General features: G+C 70.9%; 14 protein-coding genes. 8 read left to right on the plus strand and 6 right to left on the minus strand.

Annotated elements, in window-relative coordinates; genetic code table 11:
* Positions 1–212: 212 nt before the first annotated feature.
* On the minus strand, positions 213–977 hold the full coding sequence (locus FDA94_RS08185; protein WP_137246415.1) for a Fic family protein: 765 nt from the start codon (positions 975–977) through the stop codon (positions 213–215).
* A 244-nt stretch (positions 978–1,221) separates the two neighbouring features.
* Between FDA94_RS08185 and acs the strand changes: the two genes are divergently transcribed.
* From acs to FDA94_RS08210, 5 genes are all read left to right on the plus strand, one after another.
* Positions 1,222–3,180 carry an acetate--CoA ligase gene (acs, locus tag FDA94_RS08190; protein ID WP_137246416.1) on the plus strand — a complete coding sequence of 653 codons (1,959 nt, stop codon included), beginning with the start codon at positions 1,222–1,224 and terminating at the stop codon, positions 3,178–3,180.
* Between the two features lie 161 nt (positions 3,181–3,341).
* Positions 3,342–4,505 (plus strand): Na+/H+ antiporter NhaA, encoded by a 1,164-nt coding sequence (nhaA, locus tag FDA94_RS08195; protein ID WP_246059643.1) that lies wholly within the window; start codon positions 3,342–3,344, stop codon positions 4,503–4,505.
* A gap of 25 nt (positions 4,506–4,530) precedes the next feature.
* Positions 4,531–4,977, plus strand: coding sequence for a phage holin family protein (locus FDA94_RS08200; RefSeq protein ID WP_137246417.1), 447 nt, complete (start codon positions 4,531–4,533; stop codon positions 4,975–4,977).
* On the plus strand, positions 4,974–5,900 hold the full coding sequence (locus FDA94_RS08205) for an alpha/beta fold hydrolase (protein WP_137246418.1): 927 nt from the start codon (positions 4,974–4,976) through the stop codon (positions 5,898–5,900). The genes FDA94_RS08200 and FDA94_RS08205 overlap by 4 nt, the downstream gene beginning before the upstream one ends.
* Complete coding sequence (locus FDA94_RS08210) at positions 5,897–6,331, plus strand: DUF309 domain-containing protein (RefSeq protein ID WP_137246419.1); 435 nt, start codon at positions 5,897–5,899, stop codon at positions 6,329–6,331. Before FDA94_RS08205 ends, FDA94_RS08210 begins: the two co-directional genes overlap by 4 nt.
* On the opposite strand, the gene FDA94_RS08215 is transcribed toward FDA94_RS08210, so the two are convergent.
* Complete coding sequence (locus tag FDA94_RS08215) at positions 6,328–7,503, minus strand: MFS transporter (protein ID WP_137246420.1); 1,176 nt, start codon at positions 7,501–7,503, stop codon at positions 6,328–6,330. The genes FDA94_RS08210 and FDA94_RS08215 overlap by 4 nt on opposite strands.
* 100 nt (positions 7,504–7,603) lie before the next feature.
* Here FDA94_RS08215 and FDA94_RS08220 point away from each other — a divergent pair, with 100 nt between their 5' ends.
* The gene (locus tag FDA94_RS08220) at positions 7,604–8,563 is read left to right on the plus strand and encodes a helix-turn-helix domain-containing protein (RefSeq protein ID WP_137246421.1); all 960 of its coding nucleotides are present in this window, start codon (positions 7,604–7,606) and stop codon (positions 8,561–8,563) included.
* Positions 8,564–8,567: 4 nt separating this feature from the next.
* Here FDA94_RS08220 and FDA94_RS08225 read toward each other — a convergent pair whose 3' ends face one another.
* Positions 8,568–10,154, minus strand: coding sequence for an ATP-binding cassette domain-containing protein (locus FDA94_RS08225; protein WP_137246422.1), 1,587 nt, complete (start codon positions 10,152–10,154; stop codon positions 8,568–8,570).
* Between the two features lie 77 nt (positions 10,155–10,231).
* Here FDA94_RS08225 and FDA94_RS08230 point away from each other — a divergent pair, with 77 nt between their 5' ends.
* Positions 10,232–10,912 (plus strand): TetR/AcrR family transcriptional regulator, encoded by a 681-nt coding sequence (locus tag FDA94_RS08230; RefSeq protein ID WP_212735224.1) that lies wholly within the window; start codon positions 10,232–10,234, stop codon positions 10,910–10,912.
* Here FDA94_RS08230 and FDA94_RS08235 read toward each other — a convergent pair.
* Positions 10,909–12,099: a MarP family serine protease gene (locus FDA94_RS08235; RefSeq protein WP_246059645.1), complete on the minus strand. Its 1,191-nt coding sequence runs from the start codon at positions 12,097–12,099 to the stop codon at positions 10,909–10,911. The two genes, FDA94_RS08230 and FDA94_RS08235, sit on opposite strands and share 4 nt — an antisense overlap.
* Before the next feature lie 111 nt (positions 12,100–12,210).
* Between FDA94_RS08235 and FDA94_RS08240 the strand changes: the two genes are divergently transcribed.
* Positions 12,211–12,756 carry a HEAT repeat domain-containing protein gene (locus FDA94_RS08240; protein WP_137246423.1) on the plus strand — a complete coding sequence of 182 codons (546 nt, stop codon included), beginning with the start codon at positions 12,211–12,213 and terminating at the stop codon, positions 12,754–12,756.
* Here the strand turns inward: FDA94_RS08240 and FDA94_RS08245 are convergent.
* Both FDA94_RS08245 and nth read right to left on the minus strand, forming a co-directional pair.
* The gene (locus FDA94_RS08245) at positions 12,706–13,350 is read right to left on the minus strand and encodes an NUDIX hydrolase (RefSeq protein ID WP_137246424.1); all 645 of its coding nucleotides are present in this window, start codon (positions 13,348–13,350) and stop codon (positions 12,706–12,708) included. The two genes, FDA94_RS08240 and FDA94_RS08245, sit on opposite strands and share 51 nt — an antisense overlap.
* Positions 13,351–13,387: 37 nt before the next feature.
* On the minus strand, positions 13,388–14,092 hold the full coding sequence (gene nth, locus FDA94_RS08250; protein ID WP_137246425.1) for an endonuclease III: 705 nt from the start codon (positions 14,090–14,092) through the stop codon (positions 13,388–13,390).
* Between the last annotated feature and the right edge of the window lie 120 nt (positions 14,093–14,212).

The raw sequence follows: 14,212 nt of genomic DNA on the forward strand, positions 1-14,212 counted from the left end.
TTCCCAAGTGCGCAGTTCCGACGTACAAAGGGCGTACGGACCGAGTGTCCGGGTACGGCCGCCGGGTACCCACGTGCGACCAGCCGCGGGAGGCGTGTCGTTGCGGGCTTGCCCCGTTTCGACAAAATTAGGTGCACGCTTGGTAACCCGGCTCGACGTACTGGCGACGGCGTCCCATTCCAGGGACGCCGTCCGCTTGTGTCCGCAATTGCTTAACGCGACAGCGCTTCACAAATGGCCGTCGTCTCCCTGGCCCCCAGAACCACTGCCCGCGCGCAGTGGACCACCCACGCCGCCACCCCGTCGGGCGTCCCGGTCAGATAGGCCTTCAGAGCCTGGGTGTACGACCCCGCCGACTCCCGGTGCCCCACCTCCACCGCCACGATCGACTTCGGGTCGAGGCCGTGCTCGACCAGGCTGAGCCGCTCGGCCGCCCGCGCCACCAGCCCGTCGGCCACGCCGAACGGCCGCAGCGCCACGATCTCGGCGTGCACGATCGCGCCCAGCACGAGCGCGGGCGCCTTCGTCGAGGTCAGCCCGGCCAGCGCCGCCATCCGCGCGGACACGTCCACCGGAGCCGGCCCGATCCCCAGCGGATCGGCCACCGTGCCGCCCGTACGCGGACGCCCCGGATCGGCGAGCAGCCCCGCGGCCGCGAGCGTGTGGAGACGGGCCAGCACCTGCGGCGGCGCCGACCGCCACAGCGGCCCGAGCCGCCCCAGCTCGGCGGAGACCCGCAGCGCCCCCTGCGCCACCGGATCGTCGGCCTCCCCGGCCCGCAACGTGCCCAGCGGAACGTCGACGCCCTCCAGCGCGGCCGAGGCCCTGGCACCACGCAACGCGGACTCGGCCGACACTTCGGGCTGCCGCCTGCGCAGGATGCGATGCCGATAGAGGACGTCGACGGCCTCCCGGGCCTCCGACACGGCCTCGGGCACCCCGGGCAGTTCAGCCACCACGACCAGCGGATCACTCATCCGGCCGACCCTATCGACAGCCAAGGCCCCTTCCGTTACGGCTCCGCCCACCCGGCCCGCGCCGTCACGAGCCCCCGGAGACCCCAAAGACCACGCCAGCCTTCCGGAGACCGTTCAACGACGAGCTGACGCCGCTGAACGAAGTCGGGTTTGACTCCCCCAGGCCCAGTCACGTGTCATTAACACCCGATACGGCACGATACGAAGAAGTAAGGCCATAGGAATTTCGGGTAAGGAGTTCGCGGTGACGGAGTCCCAGGAAACGCTGTCGAACCTGTTGCAGGAGAACCGCCGGTTCGAGCCGCCCGCGGAGCTCGCGGCGGCGGCGAACGTCACGGCGAGCGCCTACACGGAGGCCTCGGCCGACCGGCTGGCCTTCTGGGAGGCGGCGGCCGACCGGCTGACCTGGGCGGAGCGCTGGCACACCACCCTGGAGTGGGAGGCGCCGTTCGCGAAGTGGTTCGTCGGCGGCAAGCTGAACATCGCCTACAACTGCGTCGATCGGCACGTCGAGGCCGGCAACGGCGACAAGGTGGCCTTCTACTGGGAGGGCGAGCCCGAAGGTGACAGCCGCGTCATCACCTATGCCGACCTGCAGAAAGAGGTCTCGAAGGCGGCCAACGCGCTGACCGAGCTCGGGGTCGGCAAGGGCGACCGCGTGGCGATCTACATGCCGATGATCCCCGAGTTGCCCGTCTCGCTGCTGGCCTGCGCGCGCATCGGCGCGATCCACTCGGTCGTGTTCGGCGGGTTCTCCGCCTCGGCGCTGAAGAGCCGCATCGACGACGCCGACGCCAAACTGGTGATCACCGCCGACGGCGGCTTCCGGCGCGGGGCGCCCAGCGCGCTCAAGCCCACCGTGGACGAGGCCGTGGCCGAGTGCCCGCAGATCGAGAAGGTGCTCGTCGTCCGCCGGACCGGCCAGGACGTCGCCGTCACCGACAAGGACGTCTGGTGGCACGACGTGGTGGAGCGTCAGAGCGACCAGCACACCCCCGAGCCCCACGACGCCGAAGACCCGCTCTACATCCTCTACACGAGCGGCACCACGGGTAAGCCGAAGGGCATCCTGCACACCACGGGCGGCTACCTCACCCAGACGGCCTGGACCCACAACGCGGTCTTCGACCTCAAGCCCGACACCGACATCTACTGGTGCACCGCCGACATCGGCTGGGTGACCGGCCACAGCTACATCGTCTACGGCCCCCTGGCCAACGGCGCGACCAGCGTGATCTACGAGGGCACCCCCGACACCCCGCACCGCGGCCGGTTCTGGGAGATCGTGCAGAAGTACAAGGTCACGATCCTCTACACGGCGCCGACCGCCATCCGCACGTTCATGAAGTGGGGCGACGACATCCCCGCCAAGTTCGACATGTCGTCGCTGCGGGTGCTGGGCTCGGTCGGCGAGCCGATCAACCCGGAGGCCTACGTCTGGTACCGCGAGCACATCGGCGCGAGCCGGACCCCGGTCGTGGACACCTGGTGGCAGACCGAGACCGGCGCGATCATGATCAGCCCGCTGCCCGGCGTCACCGCCGGCAAGCCGGGCGCGGCCATGCAGCCGCTGCCGGGCATCGTCGCCGACGTCGTCGACGACCAGGGCAAGTCGGTGCCGAACGGCGGCGGCGGCTTCCTGGTCGTGCGCGAGCCGTGGCCGTCGATGCTGCGCGGCATCTGGGGCGACCCCGAGCGCTACAAGGAGACCTACTGGTCGCGGTTCGACGGGTTCTACTTCCCCGGCGACGGCGCCAAGCGCGACGACGACGGCGACCTGTGGCTGCTGGGCCGCGTCGACGACGTCATGCTGGTCTCTGGCCACAACATCTCGACCACCGAGGTCGAGAGCGCCCTGGTCAGCCACCCGAAGGTGGCCGAGGCGGCCGTCGTGGGCGCGACCGACCCGGTGACCGGCCAGGCCATCGTGTCGTTCGTGATCCTGCGCGGCAGTGCGGAGGAGGGCGGGGACATCGCCGCCGAGCTGCGTCAGCACGTCGCCAAGGTCCTCGGCCCGATCGCCAAGCCCCGGCAGATCATGGTCGTGCCGGAACTGCCGAAGACCCGATCGGGCAAGATCATGCGCCGCCTCCTGCGTGACGTGGCCGAGAACCGGTCGCTGGGCGACGTGACCACCCTCACCGACAGCTCGGTCATGAACCTGATCTCGGAGAAGCTTCCCAGCGCCAAGAGCGAGGACTGATCCTTCGTCCACAGCCGGGGCGGTTGTCCACAGGTGACAGCCCACCCCGGCTGTGATCGTTCGGCGCTGGGTAAAGTGGGCCGAAGGTGTGCCGGGAAGTCTGGTCGGCGATTTCTGGGGGAATCGTCCGGGCATTTCCCCAATCACCCGAGGGGGAGCACTTGCGCCGTCCACTCCACTACGCGGCGCAGGTCGCCGAGGCTCTGCGGACCGAGACGATCGGTGGCGTGATCATGCTGATCGCCACGGTCCTCGCACTGATTTGGGCGAATTCGCCCTGGTCGGGGGCTTATGAGGCGCTCCGGTCCGTCGTCGTGCCGGGTCCGCTCCATCTCACGCTGTACGAATGGGCGGCCGACGGGCTGCTGGCGATCTTCTTCTTCGTCGCCGGGGTGGAGCTGAAGGAGGAGTTCGTCCACGGGGAGCTGTCCCGCTTCCGCGACGCGATCCTGCCGGTCGTGGCCGCGCTGGCCGGGATGGTAGTGCCGGCGCTGATCTACGTGGGGGTGAGCTGGGGAGTGCCGAACGCCGCACGGGGGTGGGCGATTCCGACGGCGACCGACATCGCGTTCGCGCTGGCCGTGCTGGCCGTGACCGCGTCGGCGCTGCCGATGGCGCTGCGCGCGTTCCTGCTGACCCTCGCCGTGGTCGACGACCTCGGCGCGATCATCGTGATCGCCCTGTTCTACGGCGATAAACCGTCCTTCCTGCCGCTCTTGGCCGCCGTCGTGGTGCTCGCCGTCTTCGGCCTGCTCCAGCGGCGCCGGGTCAGATCCGCCTTTCTGTACGTCCTTCTCGGCGTCGCCGCCTGGGTGCTGCTGCACGAGGCGGGCATCCATCCGACCGTCGCGGGGGTGGCCTGCGGGCTGCTCATGAACGTCGACGGCGATCCGTCGCCCGCCGCCAGGGCCGACCACGTGGTCAGGCCCGTCTCGGCGGGGTTCGCGGTGCCGGTCTTCGCCTTCCTCGCCGCCGGGGTTCCGCTCGATTTGAGCGCCCTCGAAGGCGTTTTCACCGACAGAATCGCTCTCGGCGTGCTTCTCGGGCTCGTCGTCGGGAAGTTCGTCGGTGTGTTCGGCGGTGCGTGGCTCTCGGTACGACTGGGTTTCGCCCGGATCAGCCCAGATCTGGTCTGGCGTGACATTGCGGCCGTGTCGGTCCTCGCCGGGATCGGCTTCACCGTCTCGCTGCTCATCGGCGACCGCGCCTACCAGGGCGACACCGGGGTCACCACGGCGGTGCTGATGGCAAGCGTCATCGCATCGTTGCTGGCGGCGGCGCTGCTCAGGATCCGCGTACGGACGAGGGCACGAGATGATATTTGACAGTCCGCAGAATAGGAGATCCCTGATGCGCGAGGACGAATCGCTCGGCGCTCTGGTCGCCGAGGCGAGCACCCATGTTTCCACGCTGGTGAGGGCGGAGATCGAGCTCGCCAAGAGCGAGCTCAAGTTCGACGCGAAGCGGGTGGGCATGGCCACCGGCCTGTTCGCCGCCGCCGCCTTCACGCTCCACCTGGTCCTGATCCTGGCCTCCTTCACGATCGCCTACGTCCTGCACGACGCCGTCGGCCTGTCGACCTGGCTGTCATTCCTGATCGTCACCGTGTTCTACCTGGTGGTGGCCGGGGTCCTGGGCTTCGTCGGCTACCGCAGGCTGCAGGGCCTGGCCGGGTTCAAGCGCACCAGGCGCTCGCTCCAGAGCCTCAAGTCCACCGACGAGACGCCCCACATCGAGCCGGTGGCCACGACCACCGCGGGCGAGGTGGGCGCCCACCGCGCCACGATCGCGTCATGAAACAGGCCCCGGAGGAGAACCAGCTGGTCCGGGCCGAGGGCCCGTGGGAACACCGCTGGATCCACGCCGGGGGCACCCGCTTCCACGTGGTGGAGGCCGGTGAGGGCCCGCTCGTCCTGCTGCTGCACGGCTTCCCGCAGTTCTGGTGGACGTGGCGGCACCAGCTGGAGGCCCTGCCCGCGGCCGGCTACCGGGCGGTCGCGGTCGATCTCCGGGGGTACGGCGCCAGCGACAAGCCGCCCCGGGGATACGACCTGCCGACCCTGGCCGGAGACGCGGCCGGCCTGATCAGGGCCATGGGCGAGACCGGCGCCATCGTCGTCGGCCACGGGTGGGGCGGCTGGACGGGCTGGACGATGGCCGCCCGCGAGGCCAAGTTCGTACGCCGCCTGGTGGTCGTCTCGGCGCCGCACCCTTTGCGGCTGCGCACGGCCATGCTCACCGACCCACGGCAGCTGCGGGCCAGCGGCCACGCGTTCGGCTTCCAGCTGCCGCTGTGGCCCGAACACCGGCTGACCCGCAAGAACGCCGCCCGCGTCGGCCGGCTGCTCGACACGTGGTCGGGCCCCGCCTGGCCGTCCGAGGAGCTCAACCCGGTCTACCAGGACGTCTTCCAGATCCCGGCGTCGGCCCACTGCGCCCTGGAATACCACCGCTGGTTCGCCCGCTCGCAGTTGCGCCCCGACGGCCGCCGCTACGCCCGTCAGATGCGCCGCGAGGTCGAGGCCCCGACCCTCCAGCTCCACGGCGCGCTCGACACGTGCATGCTGCCCCGCACCGCCCAGGGGTCGGGCCAGTTCGTCGCCGCCCCCTACCGCTGGCGGCTGATCGAGGGCACGGGCCACTTCCCCCACGAAGAACGCCCCGACGTCTTCAACGCCGAGCTGACCTCCTGGCTGGCCGACCCCGAACCCGACCGATGAGCCGCGACCGCGACGCCGAGGGCCGGGCCCGCAGCGCCCGTCCCCGCGACGCCTTCGGCCGCCCGCTCCCCCACGGCGCCGAGGGCGTGGCCCGCGTCCCCGACGACTACGCCCCCACGGCCGAGCAGGCCGTCGCCGACGGCGTCGAGATGCTCCGCCTCGACCGCCCGTTCCACGCCCACGAGATCTTCGAAGGCCGCTGGAAGTCCTGCCCGCCCGACGAGAGGGAACTGTGGCAGGGCCTCGCGCAGATCTGCGTCGGCCTGACCCACCTGCAGCGGGGGAACGCGCGGGGCGCGGAGACGCTGCTGGAACGCGGCGCGGCCCGCCTGGTCCCGGTCGAGGGCCGGCCCTACGGAATCGACGCGGCCCGGGCCGCCCGGGCGCGGTCGGTCGCCGACCTCCTGGCCGCGCTGGGAGCCGAGCTCTAGGCGGAGACCTCCGCGGGTCCGGGCCGCAGACCCGGAGCCAGGGCCAGGGTGACCGCGAGCGACGCCACGGCCAGCACCGTCATCGCGGTCGCCGGGCTGCTGAACTGGGCCACCGACCCCGCCACCGCCGCGCCCACCCCCTGCATGACCATCATCCCCGAGCCGTTCAGACCCAGGGCGTGCCCGCTGAGCTCGTCGGGGGTGAGGGCCATCAGCCGTTCCTGGAGGAGCAGGCCGGCGGCGTACCCGACGGAGGCGAGGGTCACCGCGGCGACCGCGACGCCGATCGGCGGGTCGGTGAAGAAGACCAGGTAGGGGACGGCCAGGAGGAGGCGCATCGGGGCGCCCAGCCGTGGCCGCCATCCGGCCGGGACGAACCGCCCGATGAGGGTGTCGCCGATCAGCATACCGAAGGCGGCGAAGGCGAACAGGACGCCGGCGCGGCCCGGGTCGTACGAGACGAACAGCGATTCGCACCCCACGATCAGCCCGTTCGGCACCCAGAGGGCCAGGAAGACATACCGCCGGGGCTTGGACGCCCACAGCCGCGAATTGCCCTGCCACGTCTGCGCCACCGACGGCCGCCCGGCCGCGCGCGGCGGCCGTTTCGACAGCCCGACCAGCACGACCAGCGCCGCGACGAACTCCAGGGCGGCGCTGATCAGCAGCGTCTGGACGGGGGTGAGCAGCGCGACCAGCAGCCCGCCGGCCGCGAACCCGGCGATCTGCGAACCGCCGACGGCCATGTTGAGCACGGAGCGGCCGAGCAGGAACCCGTCCCGCGTGAGGATCTCGTTCAGCAGCCCGTAACGCACCCCGCCGCCGACCGACGCGACCACGCCGACCACGACCAGCACGGCGAACCGCACCGCGATCGGCAGGTCGGGCACGGCCTGCACAGCCGAGCCGAGCCCGAACACCACGGCGAGCCCCGAGAGCGCCATCCGGGGCGGCAGCCGGTCGGCGGCCGACATCAGCAACGTCGCCCCGAAGACCTGCGCGAGCAGCGGCCCGAACATGGCCAGCGCCGACAGCAACGGCGACCCGGTCGCCTCGAACACGAGCGTCCCGAGCGCGAGATTCCCGATCGTCGAGGCCACGACCTGCAACGTGGACGTCGCGAACAGGGGCGCGAACTCCTTGGTAGCGAACAACTCCCGATATGTACGCATGAGGAGCACATTCCATCCCCGCAGGTCAGACCAGGTAAGGTTTCGCGCGGACGCGAAACGACCGGCCCCGAAGGCCTCTGAATCGATCGGGAGGGTGTGCATGGGCTGGTGGCAGATCGGCGCCGACACGTTGGCCGGGAGCAGGTTCGTGGTGTCGCCGCTCGCCGAGACCACCGCGTGCATGTTCGCCCTCGGCCGCGCCCACCCCGCCCACCCCGGTGAGCAGCACTGGTTCGAGCGGCACGCCGACCGCTACAAGGCCCGCCTCGCCGACGACCCCCTCGACGCCCTGCTGATGCGCGCCGCGAACGGAGCCGAGTGGGTCGCCGACTTCCTCGTCCCGACGCCCGCCGGAACCGGGGAACCGACGTTCGATGACGAGGTCGCCACCATCAGGGCCACCCCGCCCGACGTCGTGTACGCCGACCTCGAGGTCTCACTCGGCCGCATGCTGCCCGGCCCGCTGCGCCGCACCGACCTGGCCGAACGGGCGGCGTGCGTACTGGAATGGGTGTGGAAGGAGGCGGTCGAACCCACCTGGGACCGGCGCAGGCGCGTCCTCGAAGCCGACATCATCGGCCGCATCGGCAGCCTCAGCATGGGCGGCTGGGAGGCGGCGCTCAACGACATGCGGCCGGGCATGCGCTGGCTCGGCGACAGCCGCTTGCAGATCAACACGACCAGCAACCCGCCCCGCGACCTCGCGACGGCGCGGCTGATGTTCGTGCCGGTCACGCCCCGGCACAGATGGGTGTCGTGGGAGCATCCGCACCGATACGCGGTGATCTATCCGGCCGCGGGCGTCCTCACCGAGATCCGCGACGTCTCCAAGCCGCTCGGGCGGCTGCTCGGCAGCGCCCGCGCGACCGTGCTCGTCCTGCTCGACACCCCGAAGAGCACGACGCAGCTCGTCGCGCTGACCGGCCAGGGGCTCGGTTCGGTGGGCCGCCATCTGAAGGTGCTGCTCGACGCGGGCCTGATCGAACGCCGCCGGGCGGGCAAGTCGGTCCTCTACTACCGCAGCCGCACCGGCGACGCGGTGGTGGCGTCGTCGGGATAGCCGCTCACGACCAGACCGGTTCGGCGCTCTCGAAGACGGTCCCGTCGGCCCCGAAGACCAGGAACCGGTCGAAGTCGGCCGCGAACCACCGGTCGTGCGTCACCGCCAGCACCGTGCCGGTGAAGCCCGCCAGCCCCTGTTGCAGGGCCTCGGCGCCGGCCAGGTCGAGGTTGTCGGTGGGCTCGTCGAGCAGGAGCAACGTCGCCCCCGACAGCTCCAGCAGCAGGATCTGCAGTCGCGCCTGCTGTCCGCCCGACAGGGTCTCGAACGGCTGGTTGGCGGCGGGAGCGAGTTCATAACGCGCCAGCGCGGCCATCGCCTCGTTCAGGATCAGCGCGCCGGCCGCCATGACCAGTTCGACCGGCCGGCGGCCGTGCAGGTCGGGCCGCGCGTGGGTCTGGACGAAGCGGCCGGGCCGCACCCGCGCCCCGAGCCGGACCGCCGGGTTCGTCCCGTCGTAGGCCGCCTCCACGACCTGGAGGAACGTCGACTTGCCCGACCCGTTGGAGCCCAGCACGCCCACCCGCTCGCCGAACCAGACCTCGGCGCCGAACGGTTCGGTCAGCCCGGCCAGCTCCAGGCCTTCGCAGGTCACGGCACGTTTCCCGGTCCGGCCGCCGCGCAGCCGGATGCGGACGTTCTGGGCCTTCGGCGCGCGTTCGGGCGGTCCGGCCTGCTCGAACCGGCCGAGCCGGGTGCGGGCGGCGCGGTAGGCCGACGAGAGGGCGTCGTTGTTGGCCGAGGTCTGCCGCAGGGTGTGGACGAGCTGCCGGAGCTTGGCGTGCTCCTCCTCCCAGCGGCGGCGGCGCTCCTCCAGCCGGTCGATCCGGTCGGCGCGGGCGGTGGCGTAGGTCGCGAAGCCGCCGCCGTGGATCCAGACGCCGCGGTCCTCCACGGTGACGACGCGGTCGGCCACGTTCGCCAGGAGCTGCCGGTCGTGGGAGACCAGCAGCACCGTCTTGCCGCTGGCGGCCAGCCGGCTTTCCAGCCACTGCTTCCCGGCGACGTCGAGGTAGTTGTCGGGCTCGTCGAGCAGCAGGACCTCGTCGGGGCCGCGCAGCAGGGCCTCCAGGACGAGCCGTTTCTGCTCCCCGCCCGACAGCGTCGTGACCTGGCGTCCGCGGACCGCCTCGAACGGCAGGCCCATCGACGCGGTCACGCACACGTCCCAGACGGTCTCCATGGCGTAGCCGCCGGCGTCGGCGTAGTCGGAGACGGCCTGCGCGTAGGTGAGCTGGGCCGCCTCGTCGTCGCGGGCGGCCAGCGCCGCCTCGGCCGCCGACACGGCCTCGGCCGCGGCCTTGACGTGCGGGGGCGCGACCGACAGCAGCAGGTCGTGGACGGTGCTCCGGTCGCGGATGCTCCCGACGAACTGCCGCATGACGCCGAGCCCGCCGGTCTGCGCCACCCGCCCGTCGTCAGGTAGCAGGTCGCCGGCGATGAGCCTGAGCAGGGTGGTCTTGCCCGCGCCGTTCGGCCCGACCAGCCCCGCCTTCACGCCGTCGCCGACCCGGAACGACACGTCGCTGAGCAGCAGACGCCCGTCGGGCAGGACGTAACTCAGATGATCGACTTCGACATGGCCCGGCATCTCACCCTCCACCGGATCGTTGTTCGAGTAACCGGACCAACGATCCGGTCCTCGAACGTCATACTAGACTCGGCCAGGTGAACGCGAGAACCGGTGGGGTGTGGCTGAGGGCGTCCAGCCGCGAAGAACGGGGTGGCCCCCCGCTCAGCAGGCGGCGGATCGTCGAAGAGGCCGTGGCGCTGCTCGACGCCGAGGGGGCCGACCGGCTGACCATGCGGCGGCTGGCCGAGCGGCTCGGCACCGGGTCGACGACCCTCTACTGGCACGTGAAGACCAAAGACGACGTCCTCGACCTCGCGCTCGACGCGATCTTCGCCGCCGTCCCGATCCCCGAAGATCAGGAATGGCGGGCGGGCGTCACCCGCCTGATCGGCGACTGGCGGGCCACCCTGCTGCGCCATCCCTGGTCGGCCGCGCTACTGGGCCGCCCGATGCTGGGGCCGAACGTGCTGGCCAGAAGCGATTTCCTGTACGCCGCCCTCATCGGCGCCGGAGTCGCCGAACCCCACCTCACGGCCGCCGCGTTCGGGCTGTCGAACTTCGTCATCGGCTCGGCCCTCATGCAGGCGACCTGGCTCGTCAACGCCGACGCCGAGACCCGCGACGCCGCCCGCGACCACATGGACCACCAGCGCGACCGCTACCCGGCCCTCGCCGCGCACGGCCCGCTGACCGCGACCGACGACTGGGACGAGAGCTTCGAGCGCGGCCTGAACTGGCTGCTCGACGGGGTCGAGGCCACGATCGCGACCGGTTAGTCGCACTCCTGCGTGTCGACCCGGGCGATGGCCGCGCTGCCGTCTTCGGCGTCGGTGCGGACCTCTTCGGCCGTCAGCGCGTAGCCGGTGTCCTTCTGGTCGGTGGCGGCGGCGAAGATGACGCCGAAGACCCGGCCGTCGGGGGCGAGGAGCGGCCCGCCCGAGTTGCCCGGCTGCACCTCGCCGCGGATCGCGTAGACCTCGCGGTCGACCGTGTGGCGGTTGTAGATGTCGTAGGACTCGGCGGGCTGCTTCACCCGGATGCGGGCCGGCTTGATGGTGAAGCCGTGGCCCTTCGGGTAGCCCGCAATGATGGCGTCGTCTTTCGACTCGGCCGCCATGTCGAACTTCAGCGGGTTGACGTCGAGCGACTCGACGTAGAGGACCGCGATGTCGCGGTCGGGGTTGTAGAGAACGACCCGCGCCTCATGGCTGGCGCCCCGGTAGTCGGTCACCCGCAGGTCCTGCGACACGCCGGCCACGACGTGGGCGTTGGTCATGATGCGGTGCGGGGCGTAGGCGAAGCCGGTGCCCTCGATACGCTTGCGGCAGGTCGGGGCGGTGCCCTGCACCTTCACGATCGCGCGGCGCGCCCGCGCCAGCTGCGGGTCGTTGATGATGCTCTCGTCGGGGGCGGGCACGTCGACGAACTGCGCGCCGCCGATCGCGGTGAACACCTCGGGCCACGGCGAGGCGTCGACGAACTCGCGGAAGCCGCGCGTCAGGTCGCGGGCCGCCTCGGGCATCGCCTGGTCCATCGTCTTCAGCAGCAGGGAGTCGTTCACCTGCTGCTTGGGCAGCGGGAAGTTCATCGAGATGATGAGCGAGCCGATCAGCCAGGCGAACACCAGCACCGACAGGCCGCTGGCGAGCGAGCCGCCGAAGGCGTCGATGACGCGCGCGGGTTCCCAGGTGACGTGGGAGCGTACGACCGCGCCGATCGTCGAAGAGGCGAACTGGCCGACCGTCGCGGCGAGGAACACGATGACGATGGCGAGCAGGGCGCGTTCGGTCTCACCGTTGACCAGGGCTCCGGCGATCGGCGGCGCGATGAACATCCCGACCAGCGCGCCTCCGGCGAAACCCACGAAGCTGAACGCGCCGATGATGAAACCCTGGCGATACCCGGACACCGCGAAGGCCAGAATCAGGCCGATCAGGATGAGGTCGAGCAGATCGCCTTGCACGCCTGTTTTCCACCTCTATCGCCACCGGGCCCGGCCACCACCCTTAACCGTATCCAGCCACGCGCGGTCTCGTGCACGGGTTCTTCGCAGTCCACTCGATATCGTGACGCCATGGGGGGACCTGTTGAGGAACTGATCCAGACCGCACTGGCCGATGGAGACCCGGACGGCCCGACCCGCTGGGACGCCATCGCCGCCCTGCAAGAACGCGGTGACCTGGAGACATTCACCGCCGCGCGGCGCCTGTGCGCCGCCGACACGGCCACGGAGAGAATTCTCGGAATAGACATTCTGGGAGAACTCGGGCGTGACCGGCCGTTCGCCGACAAGACCTTGCCGGTGCTGCGTTTCCTGGCCGCGAGCGAGACCGAACCTCGCGTGCTCTACTCGGTGCTCATCGCCTTCGGTCATCTGCGCGACCCCCGGGCGCTGCCCTCGGTCATCGAACTCGCGTCGCATCCGGAGGCGACGGTCCGCTACGGCGCCGCGTACGCCCTCCCCAACGTCGTCGGCCGCCCGGCCGACCCGGCGGGGGTCGCGGCGCTGCGCCGCCTGGCGGCCGACCACGACGACGACGTGGCCGACTGGGCGACGCTGGGGCTGGCGCTAACGGGAGGCGAGGTTCACGACGTCAGGGGGCAGGTCCTCGATCCGTGACCGGTCCCACGGAACCTCGAACCCGCAGGTGGCGAGCATGCCGTCGAGCACTCCGGCGGTGAAGCCCCAGACCAGCAGGCCGCGCACGCGGAACGCGGGGCCGACGAACCCGCTCGGGTGACGCAGCTTGAACCGGTTGGCGGGATCGACGAGTTCGGCGACCGGAACGCGTTCGACCGACTCGACCTCGTCTGGTGAGGCGGCGTGGACGGCACAGGGGGTGTGCCACCAGCCGATGACGGGGGTCACGCGGTTGTCGCTGTGCGAGAGGTAGAGCTCGGGCATGGTGCCGAGCACCTCGACGCCCTCGGGGTCGAGGCCGGTCTCCTCGGCGGCCTCGCGGAGGGCCGCGCCGACCGGGCCGTCGTCGTCGGGGTCGACCCCGCCGCCGGGGAAGGCGGGCTGGCCGGCGTGGTTGCGTCCGGTGGAACTGCGCTGGATGAGCAGGATGTCGGGCCCGGCCGGGCCCTCGCCGAACAGCAGCAGAACGGCGGCCCTGCGGCCGCCGTTCCGTGGTGGGCGCATGGCCGGAGGGACGGGGGATCGACCGGCCTTCTCCGCCGCGTCGGTGATCCAGGCCGGTACGTCGGTCATGGACACTCCAACCGCCGGCGCCCCGCGAAGCTTCCCGTCACGAGAACGGCCCGGAACGCACCAGCTTGGCGGCCACTTCGGGATCGGTCGGGCCGGTGCCGTACGAAGGACAGAGCGCCGCCAGCGGACACGCCCCGCAGGCCGGTTTGCGAGCGATGCAGATCCGGCGGCCGTGCCAGATGATGCGGTGGGAGAAGACCGTCCACTCGTTCTTCGGGATGAGCTGCCCGATCTCCTGCTCGATCTTGACCGGGTCGAGCTCGCCTTCGATCCACCCGAACCGCCGCACCAGCCGCTGGAAGTGCGTGTCGACGGTCAGCCCCGGCACGCCGAACGCGTTCCCGAGCACGACGTTGGCCGTCTTGCGCCCCACCCCCGGCAGGGTGACGAGGTCGGCCATCTTGCGCGGCACCTCACCGCCGAACCGGTCTCTGATCGCGATCGACAGCCCGATGACCGACCTGGTCTTGGCCCGGAAGAACCCGGTCGGCCGCAGGATCGCCTCCATGTCGTCGGGATCGGCGACGGCCATGTCGTCGGGCGTCGGATATTTGGCGAACAGCGCCGGAGTGGTCAGGTTGACCCGCACGTCGGTCGTCTGCGCCGACAGGACCGTGGCCACGAGCAACTGGAACGCGTCGGCGAAGTTGAGCTCGCAGTGGGCGTCGGGATAGGTCTCGGCGAGGATCCGGTTCATCTTCCGGGCCCGCCGCACCAGCCCCAGCCTGGTCTCAGTCGCCATGGCCCAAGAGTAGGGGTGACGGTCGCGCAAGCAACCACTTACTCGACTGCTCGAAAACGGTTGAATTGTTATCTATTAGCCCGATTATGGGAGTTTCCTGAGAGGCCTCTGATCCCTGAG

The sequence above is a fragment of the Herbidospora galbida genome, assembly GCF_005233835.1.
Lineage (GTDB): Bacteria > Actinomycetota > Actinomycetes > Streptosporangiales > Streptosporangiaceae > Herbidospora > Herbidospora galbida.

Coding starts and splice junctions, on each gene's coding strand:
- FDA94_RS08185 (WP_137246415.1), bottom strand. CDS start 977: ATGAGTGATCCGCTGGTCGTGGTGGCTGAACTGCCCGGGGTGCCCGAG.
- FDA94_RS08200 (WP_137246417.1), top strand. CDS start 4,531: ATGCGCGAGGACGAATCGCTCGGCGCTCTGGTCGCCGAGGCGAGCACC.
- FDA94_RS08205 (WP_137246418.1), top strand. CDS start 4,974: ATGAAACAGGCCCCGGAGGAGAACCAGCTGGTCCGGGCCGAGGGCCCG.
- FDA94_RS08210 (WP_137246419.1), top strand. CDS start 5,897: ATGAGCCGCGACCGCGACGCCGAGGGCCGGGCCCGCAGCGCCCGTCCC.
- FDA94_RS08215 (WP_137246420.1), bottom strand. CDS start 7,503: ATGCGTACATATCGGGAGTTGTTCGCTACCAAGGAGTTCGCGCCCCTG.
- FDA94_RS08220 (WP_137246421.1), top strand. CDS start 7,604: ATGGGCTGGTGGCAGATCGGCGCCGACACGTTGGCCGGGAGCAGGTTC.
- FDA94_RS08225 (WP_137246422.1), bottom strand. CDS start 10,154: ATGCCGGGCCATGTCGAAGTCGATCATCTGAGTTACGTCCTGCCCGAC.
- FDA94_RS08240 (WP_137246423.1), top strand. CDS start 12,211: ATGGGGGGACCTGTTGAGGAACTGATCCAGACCGCACTGGCCGATGGA.
- FDA94_RS08245 (WP_137246424.1), bottom strand. CDS start 13,350: ATGACCGACGTACCGGCCTGGATCACCGACGCGGCGGAGAAGGCCGGT.
- nth (WP_137246425.1), bottom strand. CDS start 14,092: ATGGCGACTGAGACCAGGCTGGGGCTGGTGCGGCGGGCCCGGAAGATG.